Genomic DNA, 9,402 nt, shown 5'->3' with positions numbered 1-9,402 from the left:
GGGTGTGCGACCGCCGTCGCGGTGGTCGCGTGTACGGCCGTCGGGGGCGATGTGGTCGCGCGTACGGTCGCCGTCTCGTCGGCCATTTCGTGTACGGGGGTTTTCGTGGTGGGGGTCACGGGGCGTCCCCCTCCAGCGCCGCGCCCGCCTCGCCGTTGACCGTCCAACCCGTGTCGAAGCCCGGGAAGAAGAGGGGGACGTTGGCCTGGACCTCGGCTCGCATGAGGGGGCCGGTGGGGGCGCAGTCGATGGAGGTGTCGCTCCAGGCGCCCGGGAGGTTCGCGCTGCCCGCGGTCTCGCACGCGCCGGCGATGTCGCCGTCGACCGCGTACGCGGCGGTCGCGGCGCGGGCGGCCTCGTCGGCGGCGTTGCCGGCGAGGGAGTACGTGTAGCCGTAGAGGGCCGCCTGCCAGAGGATCGTCATGGTGATCAGGATCAGCGGGAGCATGCCGGCGAACTCGAGGGTCGCCGAGCCCCGGTCGCCGCCCTTGCGGCGCAGGACGAGGGCGCCCCGGTCGGAGGACCTGCGGCGTCGGCCGCCGTGGTGGTTGTGGTCCGGTGCGGCGACCAGGTCCAGTTCGCCGGCGAGGGCCCAGAGGGCCTGTTTGACGGACGAGCGGGCGTCGAGGTCCTGGAGGCGGCCCGCGTCGACGACGGACTGGAGTTCCTTGAAGGCGGCGGGGACGGCGGCGCGGGCCACCTTCGTGCCGGTGACCTTCTCGACCAGCGGCGGCTGGATCTCCGTGGCGCGCGACAGGCGGTTGACGACCGTCAGCGTCTCCTCGGCCTTGCGGATCTGGAGACGGTCCCAGAGGCGGACCATGCGTTTGGCGGCGCGGACGGCGACGACGTCGGGGGTGACGAGGAGCAGGGCCTGGTCGGCCATCTCGACCGCCGCCGCCGTGGCCGCGGTCATCTGGGAGCCGCAGTCGACGATCACCACGTCGTGCCGGGAGCGGAGGGTGGCCACCACCTGGCGGGCCACCCGGTCCGTCACCTCCTCGCCGCGTTCGCCCTCGGCGGGGGCGAGGAGGAGGGAGATCCCGGTGTCGTGGGCGTAGACGGCCTCCTGGAGGACCCGGGGGTTGAGGTCGGTGATCGCGGCCAGGTCGGCGACCGAGCGGCGGAACTGCACGTCGAGGTACGAGGCCACGTCCCCCGACTGGAGGTCGAGGTCGAGGAGGGCGACCGTACGGCCGGACGCGCGGGCCGCGAGCGCGAGCTGCACGGCGGCGACGGTGGCGCCGACGCCGCCCTTGGCCCCGCTGACCGTGACGACGGTGCCGCCGGGGCCCGCGTACAGCTCGGGTGTCCCGCTGCCGAGGTGGCGTCGCATACCGGCCGACCAGGCGGCGGCGGCCTGGACGCGTTCGGCGAGGGCCTCGTAGGAGAGGGGCAGCTGGACGATGCCCCGGGCGCCGGAGTCCATGGCGGCGGTGAGGACGCCGGTGCTGGTGTCGGAGGTGATGAGCACGACGCCGACGGCCGGGAAGCGCAGGACGAGGTCGCGGACCAGGTCCAGCGCCGGTACCGGGCCGATCCGTTCGTGGACCAGGACCACCTCGGGCAGCTCGTCCAGCGAGTCGGCGGCCATTCGCGCCAGGGTGTCCAACAGCGCGGTGGAGTCGGAGACGGGCGGTGCCGGTTCCGCGTCGGCGAGCTGGCCGAGCAGCGTGGTGAGGGCGCGGGCCGAGTCGACGTCGCCGGCGGCGGGGAGGATGCGGATGGTCATCGGCGGGTCCCCGTTCGTGGAGCGGAGGGCGAGGGGATCTCGTGCGCGCCGATCCGTAGCGGCATTCGACGCACCCCCGTTCGAGGGGTCCTCGTGCGGACGTTCCGGACCGACCTCATCGCGGGGCCTCCTACTTGTCCTCGTCGAGGGTGTACGAACGGTCGTCCGGTACGACGACGGTGGCCTCGCCGCCTCCGACGAGGGCGAGACGGACGTGCTCGGCGAACGACTCGGCGAAGGCGACGCGCTGGGCGTCGGCGGTGTCGAGCGCGAAGGTGATCGGGACGGCCTCGGTCGCCGTGCGCCGGCGGTCGCTGCTGGACTGGCCCGATTCCAGGGGGGTCAGCTTGCCGACGTCGATGACGCGGGCGTCGGCGACCATCAGCTTGGAGGTGTCCTTGCGGGAGTCGCTGTCCTTCTCCTCGAAGGTGGCGTAGATGTTGACCAGCGAACCCGGGTTGATCTTGCCCGCCACCCCGGTGGAGGCGTCGATCAGGATGGCGATCTCCTGTTGTCCCGCTTCGAGTTCGGGCCGGTCGACGATCATGTCGGACTGGAGCAGGGAGCCCTTGCTCAGCTGGGTGACGGCGATCTTCCCGCGGATCTCGGCCAGATCGGTGACGGCCGTGCCGGACAGCCACCGCTCCGGCATCGAGATCTTCTCGAACTGGCCCGCCGTCAGTTCCTTGTAGGGCGCGATGTCGCTCTTCAGCCGGTACGCGGTCACCTCGGGCCCGACCTTCGCGTTCACGTCACGGATCACCGAGAGCACCCCGGCGAAGGCGGCCAGGGCGCACAGGGCCGAGAGGACCAGCAGGATGACGCCGCGGCGCTGGCGTGAGTTCACTACTTCTCACCTCGTGGGGACGTGCCGAGCACATGGGCGGGCCTGCTGCCGGACCGGGGCAGCGCGCGCACGGGCGGCGGTTCGGGTTCTCGTAACGGGGCCGCGCAGAATCCGCAGCGGTCGCCGATGAGTTCGAGGCCGCACCAGTGGCAGGTCTCGCGGCGTACGGACGACACGAGTTGGTAGAGCACGGAGACGTCACAGAGGCCGGCGGCGAACTCGACGAGCTTGCCGGTCCCCCACCAGCGTGCGGACCCCTCGGGCAGCGGCACCGGCAGGGACCCCTGCACCTGCCAGGCCGGGGCGAGCGAGCCGGTGACCCAGTCGGAGGGCGGCTGCGGTCCCTGCGCGACGAGCAGCCGGGTGCCGAACTCGGGTCCCGCGAGGGGCTCCTCGTCGGCGGTGTGGAGACGGACCAGTTGGGGCCGCGGATTGGCCAGGACGGCGAACTGGGCCCCCGGCAGCCAGGACTTGGCGTGCGACTTCAGCGTGACCGGCACCCGGTCGAGCTTGGCGACGGAACCGAGGAGCGCGCCGGCGTAGATGTAGTGCGCGAGGAGGCGTACGGAGGAGGCGAGCACTCCGGGGCTGAAGTCGCACACGGACAGCTGCCGCAACTGCTGGGCGAGCAGGGCGAGGCCGAGCGGGGGCAGATCCACACCGAGCAGGGCGATGCGGTCGCTCTCCAGCACGGAACGGACGGTGTGCAGCCGCCGGGTGAGGGCCGACGCGTCGGAGGACGAGTGGAGGGCGATGACATAGCCGTGCTGCTCGATGAGCGCGTGCATGCCGTACAGGGAGGCTTCGAGGGTTTCCTGCGGCTGTACGACCGCGGGCGGGGTCTGCCGGTCGTGCGGTGGGAGCACCAGGTCGGAACTGGTGACGGCTATCGCGGTCGGCACGCTGCACACCACCCCGTTCACTTCGGCGGAGTGGTCGACCACCGCCGCAGACGGCCCCTGTACGGAGCGACGTCCGTTCGGACGTCCCTCCTGCATCGTCTTGCATCAGCACCATATCCACGGCATGGCCCGATCAACACCGAATCTCCTTGATCAACTCACGGGGGGTGGGGGCCGTATCCACACAGAGTGAGACGCATATGCCTCAACTCGGCAGGCGGGCGGGGAGGTTGGGCTCCACGAACGGGTGAACGGGCTTCGGGCGGGAGTATTGACAACCCGATTGGTCTGGACCAACTTACGACTATGTTCAGACACAGAAGACGCATACACATGCGGACGAACGCGCGGAAATGTGAGGGTGCGCGCATACGGGGACGGACCCGGCTCCGGTCGGGAGTCGTCGCCGTCTCCCTCGCCCTCGGTCTCTCGCTCGCCGGCGCCGGACAGGCGTCGGCCGCGGACATCAACAACGCCAGGAACGCCGGATTCGAGTCGGGGCTCAGCGACTGGAACTGCTCGGCGGGCAGCGGCGCGACCGTCTCCTCCCCCGTGCACGGCGGCGCGGCCGCGCTGCGGGCCACCCCGGCCGGGCAGGACAACGCCCGCTGCACCCAGACGGTGGCGGTGAAGCCCGGCTCGACGTACACGCTCAGCGCCTGGGTGCGAGGCGGGTACGCGTATCTGGGCGCGACCGGGACCGGTACGACGGACGTCTCGACGTGGACGCCGGACTCGACGGCCTGGAAGCAGCTGTCGACCACTTTCACCACCGGCGCCTCGACCACGTCGGTGACGGTCTACACGCACGGCTGGTACGGGCAGGCCGCCTACCTCGTCGACGACGTGTCCGTCTTCGGCCCCGACGGCGGCGGTGGCGGCGACCAGCCGCCCACGGTCCCGTCCGCCCCGGCCGGGCTGACGGTGTCGGGCTCGACGTCCTCCTCGGTCTCCCTGGCCTGGAACCCGGTCTCGGGTGCCACCGGCTACCACGTCTACCGGGGCGGCACCAAGGTCCAGTCGGTGACCGGCACTTCGGCGACGGTGACCGGGCTCGCGGCCTCCACCTCGTACACGTTCCAGGTCACGGCGGCGAACACGGCCGGTGAGTCGGCGCGTTCGGCGACGGTGACGGGGACGACGACGGCGACCCCGGGCGGCGGCACCGGCGTCCCGAAGCACGCGGTGACCGGGTACTGGCAGAACTTCGACAACGGGGCCACGGTGCAGCGCCTCGCCGACGTCCCCTCGCAGTACGACATCATCGCCGTGGCCTTCGCGGACGCCACCGCCACACCGGGCGCGGTCGCCTTCACCCTCGACTCGGCGGGCCTCGGCGGCTACACCGTCGACCAGTTCAAGGCCGACGTCCGGGCCAAGCAGGCGGCCGGCAAGAAGGTCATCGTGTCGGTCGGCGGTGAGCGCGGCACGGTCGCGGTCAACAACGCGGCCTCCGCGACGAACTTCGCCGACTCGGTGTACGCCGTGATGCGGACGTACGGCTTCGACGGCGTCGACATCGATCTGGAGAACGGGCTCGACGCGACGTACATGACGCAGGCGCTGCGGTCGCTGTCGGCGAAGGCCGGCCCGTCGCTGGTCATCACGATGGCGCCGCAGACCATCGACATGCAGTCGACGTCGAACGCGTACTTCCGGACGGCGCTGAACATCAAGGACATCCTGACCGTCGTCAACATGCAGTACTACAACAGCGGTTCGATGCTGGGCTGCGACGGCAAGGTCTACAGCCAGGGGTCGGTGGACTTCCTCACCGCCCTCGCCTGCATCCAGTTGGAGAACGGGCTCGCCCCCTCCCAGGTGGGGCTCGGGCTACCGGCCTCGACACGGGGCGCGGGCAGCGGGTACGTGTCGCCGAGCGTGGTGAACAACGCCCTCGACTGTCTGGCCCGGGGCACGCACTGCGGCTCCTTCAAGCCGCCGCGGACGTACCCCGACCTGCGGGGCGCGATGACCTGGTCGACCAACTGGGACGCCACGGCGGGCAACGCCTGGTCGAACGCGGTGGGGCCGCATGTGCACGGGCTGCCGTAGACGATTCCCGTAGGACTGTGGCGCGGGTCACCGGAACCTCTCCCACCTCACGGAGAGAGCAGAGTGTGAGGTGGGAGAGGTGCATGAGAGATGAGTGACCCCGAGAGGGCGCGGTCGCACGCCGGGCCGCCGCTGCGGGCGCACGCCGGGCCGTCGGTGCGGGCGCGGATACGGGCCGGGGACCGCGACGCGTTCGCCGAGGTCTACGACGCCTACGCGCGGGCCGTCTACAACCACGCCTACCGGCTGACCGGTGACTGGTCGACGGCCGAGGAGGTGATGGCCGACACCTTCCTGGACGCCTGGCGCACCCGGGAGCGGCTGGAGCCGGACGGCGGCTCGTTGAAGCCGTGGTTGCTGGGCATGGCGACCAACAAGGCCCGCAACGCCACCCGTGGCCGCGGCCGCCGGCTGGCGTTCCTGGCCCGCCGCCCCGCCCCGGAGCCGGTGGCCGACTTCGCCGACGAGACCGCCGGGCGCCTCGACGACGCGCGCCGACTGGCCGCCGTACGGCAGGTGTACGGGCGGCTGCGGCGCGCGGAGCGTGAGGTGCTGGCGCTGTGCGTGTGGTCCGGCCTCGACTACGGGCAGGCGGCCGAGGCGCTGGGCGTCCCGGTGGGGACCGTACGGTCCCGGCTCTCCCGGGCCCGGGCGCGGCTCGGTCGGCTGACGGACGAGCGTCTGTGTGAGGAGCGTGCGCGAACCATGCCGAACGGTGGGGAACCGGGGCGCCGTCGCGGAGAGGTAGGGGGCGAGGCCGCGTTCGCGGCCCTTCCGCTCAAGGAGATTCAGGAGGGATCCCGATGAACGAGGAGCTGGCCCGACTGCTGCCGCCCCCGCCCGAACGGGACGTCCCGCCTGGTCGCCTCGCTCACCACAAGGACCGACTGATGCGACTCATCGACGACGACCTGGCCACGACGTCCGCCGCTCCCGCGCCACCCGCCGCGCCCGCTGTTCCCGCCGCGCCCCGGAGGCCGCGCCTGCGGCTGCCCCGCCCGGCCCTGTGGCTGCCCGCCGCCGCGCTGACGCTGGCCGGGGCGCTGACCGTCGGCCTGGTCACGGCCTCGGACTCCGGCCACGGCGTGCGGACGTCCGACGCCGAGAGTGCCGTCGTCCTGCTCGACCGGATCGCCGACGTCGCCGCGCGGACGGAGGTCGAACCGGTCCGCGACGACCAGTTGGTCTACGTGCGGAGTCTGACGGCCGGGGCGGAGGCGAAGGGCGAGAACGGCGTGTACGTCCCGGGGCGGCTGCACGAGCGGGAGGAGTGGGTGTCCCAGGAGCCGGGGCCGGTGAAGCGGTTGGCCCTGCACTACGAGAACGGCGCCTACTACCCGGTGCGGGAGTTGCTGCCGCCGGGGTCGCCGGGTGTCCCGGCCGGTGTCGACCGCCCGACGTACCGGTGGCTGGCCGCGCTGCCCACCGACCCGGACGAGCTGCTCGCCGAACTCCGGGGTCTCATCGAGCCGTTCGAGGACCAGGAGCCGTCGCAGGCGGTCTTCGACAAGATCGGTGAACTGCTCAACGCGTCGGTGATGCCGCCCGAGACCGCCGCCGCGCTGTACGGGGCCGCCGCGCGGATCCCCGGGGTGACCCGGATCGAGGAGGCGACCGACCCGGCCGGACGGCACGGGGTCGGCATCCGCCGCGTCGACGGGCGGTCCGGGTGGGCCACCGAGTGGATCTTCGACCGGGAGAGCCTGGTCTACCTCGGTGAACGCACCTATCTGACGAGGGACGGCGCGAGCGGGGCGAAGGGGACGGTGCTGGCGGAGAACGCCGTGCTGGAGCGGGCGGTCGTGGACGAGTACCGGGAACGGCCGGGGTCGTAGCGCGTCCGGCCGGGGTCGTGGCGCGTCCGGCCCGGCACGGCCGTGAGGGCCCGCCGGTCAACCCCTTTCGAGCGGGTTCGAAAGGCTTGTCCGGCGGGCGAGCGTGCGTGAGCATCGGTGCCCCGGCAGCGGCCGGCCGTCCGGCCGCCGCCGACCGGGGACCGGCACATGTGAGACCCATCCGCCCGCCCTCGCGGACACATGCTGTCCGCAGGCCTTCCCACCTGGACTCATGACAGACAACAGCGTGCGCAGCCACCGGATCGACATCCCTCAGGCCCAGCTGGACGATCTGCACACCCGCCTGGACCTCACCCGCTGGCCCGACGAACTCCCGGACGCGGGCTGGGCGTACGGCACCTCGCTGCCGTACCTCCGTGACCTCGCCGCGTACTGGCGCGGCACCTACGACTGGCGCGAGCACGAGGCCGCCCTCAACGCGATCCCGCAGTACGTCACGGAGATCGACGGCGCGCGGGTGCACTTCCTGCACGTCCGCTCCTCCCGGCCCAACGCGCTGCCGCTGATCCTCACGCACGGCTGGCCGGGCTCGATCGTGGAGTTCCTCGGTGTGATCGACCTGCTGAGCGACTTCCACCTGGTGATCCCCTCCATCCCCGGCTTCGGGTTCTCCGGGCCCACCCGGGACAAGGGCTGGAACGTCTCCCGGGTCGCCCGCGCCTGGGCGGAGCTGATGCGCCGGCTCGGCTACGAGCGCTACGGCGCCCAGGGCGGCGACCTGGGCGCGCTGGTCTCCCCCGCGCTGGCCCGCACCGCCCCGGAGTCGGTGGTCGGCGTCCATGTGAACGCCGCGTCGGTCGGCTTCATCCCGCTCGGCCCGGTGGACGAGGCGGAGCGCAAGGACCTCGACGAGCGGGAGCTGCGGAGCCTCGCGAGCATCGGCGAGTTCACCACGGACGGCTTCGGCTACAACGCCCTCCAGTCGACCCGCCCGCAGACCCTGTCGTACGGGCTCACGGACTCCCCCGTCGGTCAGCTGGCCTGGATCATGGAGAAGTTCCAGGCGTGGACGCACTCCTCGGCCGCGCTGCCGGAGGACGCGATCGGCCGGGACACCCTGCTCACCAACGTGATGCTGTACTGGCTGACCGGTACGGCCGGTTCGGCGGCCCGGATGTACTACGAGAACAGCCATGTCCCGGACTGGTTCCCGACGGCGACCTCCGGGGTGCCGACCGCGGTGGCGAACTTCGGCGAGGACGTGGCGATCCGCCGCTGGGCCGAGCAGGTCAACACCGTCGTACGGTGGACGGAGTTCGACCGCGGCGGCCACTTCGCGGCCCTGGAGGTCCCGGACCTGCTGGCGGCGGACGTACGGGAGTTCTTCGACTCCGTGCGCCGTACCGGCTAGGGGGTGTTTCGAAAGTCCTGTGCGGTGCCCGCGGTGTCCGGTGCGTGCTCTCGGCGTGCCGGACGAAAGCCCTCGTACTGGACGTACTTGGGTTTTCGGCCGGTGCGGCGAGAGGGCTAGCCGGGCGCCGTGGGTGCTGTGCGGGACTTTCGCAACACCCCCTAGCCCATCGGGCGGTAGTGGCCGAGCACGTGGGCGAGGTGGGCGAACCACTGGTGGAGGCGTTCCCGGGGCTTGGCCTCCACCGTGCACTCGAAGAAGCCGCCGTCGAGGTGGATGACGGCGACCATGAGGGCCTTGCCGTTGCCGCTCGCCTTGTAGTGGACGCTGCGTATCTCGGGCCACGAGAAGTCGACGGAGACGCCGTGGTCCTCGAAGGCGACCCCGCTCACGTCGATGACGACGGAGTTGTGCCGGTCGACGGCCAGGAACTCCGGGCCCTGGGGCGACTGGGCGTACGGCTGGGGCGGGGGCGCGTACGGCTGCTGGGGCTGGGCGTACTGCTGCTGGGGCGGAGGCGCGTACGGCGGGCCGGGCGGCGTGGAGGGGGGCGCGTACGGCGGGGGCGGGGGCCCGAAGCCCTGGTGGCCGGCCGGCGGCGTCCACGGCTGCTGCGGCGGCGGTGGTGGCTGGTGGCCCTGTGCAGGCTGGTCCATGGT

General features: G+C 72.1%; 8 protein-coding genes. 4 read left to right on the top strand and 4 right to left on the bottom strand.

Translation table 11 applies throughout. The features are described 5' to 3' along the window. Positions 1–115: 115 nt before the first annotated feature. The 3 genes from PUR53_RS02760 to PUR53_RS02750 form a co-directional block, all read right to left on the bottom strand. A complete protein-coding gene (locus PUR53_RS02760; RefSeq protein ID WP_329898175.1) occupies positions 116–1,732 on the bottom strand; it encodes an AAA family ATPase in 1,617 nt (538 codons plus the stop codon). Positions 1,733–1,862: 130 nt separating this feature from the next. Continuing rightward, positions 1,863–2,579: a Flp pilus assembly protein CpaB gene (cpaB, locus tag PUR53_RS02755; protein ID WP_329898174.1), complete on the bottom strand. Its 717-nt coding sequence runs from the start codon at positions 2,577–2,579 to the stop codon at positions 1,863–1,865. Then, the gene (locus PUR53_RS02750; protein WP_329898173.1) at positions 2,579–3,481 is read right to left on the bottom strand and encodes a hypothetical protein; all 903 of its coding nucleotides are present in this window, start codon (positions 3,479–3,481) and stop codon (positions 2,579–2,581) included. The genes cpaB and PUR53_RS02750 overlap by 1 nt, the downstream gene beginning before the upstream one ends. Before the next feature lie 333 nt (positions 3,482–3,814). Here PUR53_RS02750 and PUR53_RS02745 point away from each other — a divergent pair, with 333 nt between their 5' ends. The 4 genes from PUR53_RS02745 (at position 3,815) to PUR53_RS02730 (ending at position 8,743) form a co-directional block, all read left to right on the top strand. Beyond that, positions 3,815–5,536, top strand: coding sequence for a chitinase (locus PUR53_RS02745; RefSeq protein WP_329907246.1), 1,722 nt, complete (start codon positions 3,815–3,817; stop codon positions 5,534–5,536). Positions 5,537–5,626: 90 nt separating this feature from the next. After that, positions 5,627–6,343, top strand: a complete 717-nt coding sequence (locus PUR53_RS02740) for an RNA polymerase sigma factor (protein ID WP_329907245.1) — start codon at positions 5,627–5,629, stop codon at positions 6,341–6,343. After that, positions 6,340–7,371 carry a CU044_5270 family protein gene (locus tag PUR53_RS02735; protein ID WP_329907244.1) on the top strand — a complete coding sequence of 344 codons (1,032 nt, stop codon included), beginning with the start codon at positions 6,340–6,342 and terminating at the stop codon, positions 7,369–7,371. Before PUR53_RS02740 ends, PUR53_RS02735 begins: the two co-directional genes overlap by 4 nt. A gap of 232 nt (positions 7,372–7,603) precedes the next feature. Further along, positions 7,604–8,743, top strand: coding sequence for an epoxide hydrolase family protein (locus tag PUR53_RS02730; RefSeq protein ID WP_329907243.1), 1,140 nt, complete (start codon positions 7,604–7,606; stop codon positions 8,741–8,743). 161 nt (positions 8,744–8,904) lie between these two features. On the opposite strand, the gene PUR53_RS02725 is transcribed toward PUR53_RS02730, so the two are convergent. After that, on the bottom strand, positions 8,905–9,399 hold the full coding sequence (locus tag PUR53_RS02725; protein WP_329897758.1) for a hypothetical protein: 495 nt from the start codon (positions 9,397–9,399) through the stop codon (positions 8,905–8,907). Positions 9,400–9,402: the final 3 nt, after the last annotated feature.

Origin of the sequence: Streptomyces sp. SP18BB07 (assembly GCF_036322545.1) — a bacterium.
Classification (GTDB): Bacteria; Actinomycetota; Actinomycetes; order Streptomycetales; family Streptomycetaceae; genus Streptomyces; species Streptomyces deccanensis.
This window is presented reverse-complemented; position numbering and strand designations above follow the sequence as displayed.

Bases quoted from the DNA above. Each gene is read 5' to 3' on its own strand.
- PUR53_RS02725 (WP_329897758.1), bottom strand. From the start codon at position 9,399: ATGGACCAGCCTGCACAGGGCCACCAGCCACCACCGCCGCCGCAGCAG.
- PUR53_RS02735 (WP_329907244.1), top strand. From the start codon at position 6,340: ATGAACGAGGAGCTGGCCCGACTGCTGCCGCCCCCGCCCGAACGGGAC.
- PUR53_RS02760 (WP_329898175.1), bottom strand. From the start codon at position 1,732: ATGACCATCCGCATCCTCCCCGCCGCCGGCGACGTCGACTCGGCCCGC.
- PUR53_RS02740 (WP_329907245.1), top strand. From the start codon at position 5,627: ATGAGTGACCCCGAGAGGGCGCGGTCGCACGCCGGGCCGCCGCTGCGG.
- PUR53_RS02730 (WP_329907243.1), top strand. From the start codon at position 7,604: ATGACAGACAACAGCGTGCGCAGCCACCGGATCGACATCCCTCAGGCC.
- PUR53_RS02745 (WP_329907246.1), top strand. From the start codon at position 3,815: ATGCGGACGAACGCGCGGAAATGTGAGGGTGCGCGCATACGGGGACGG.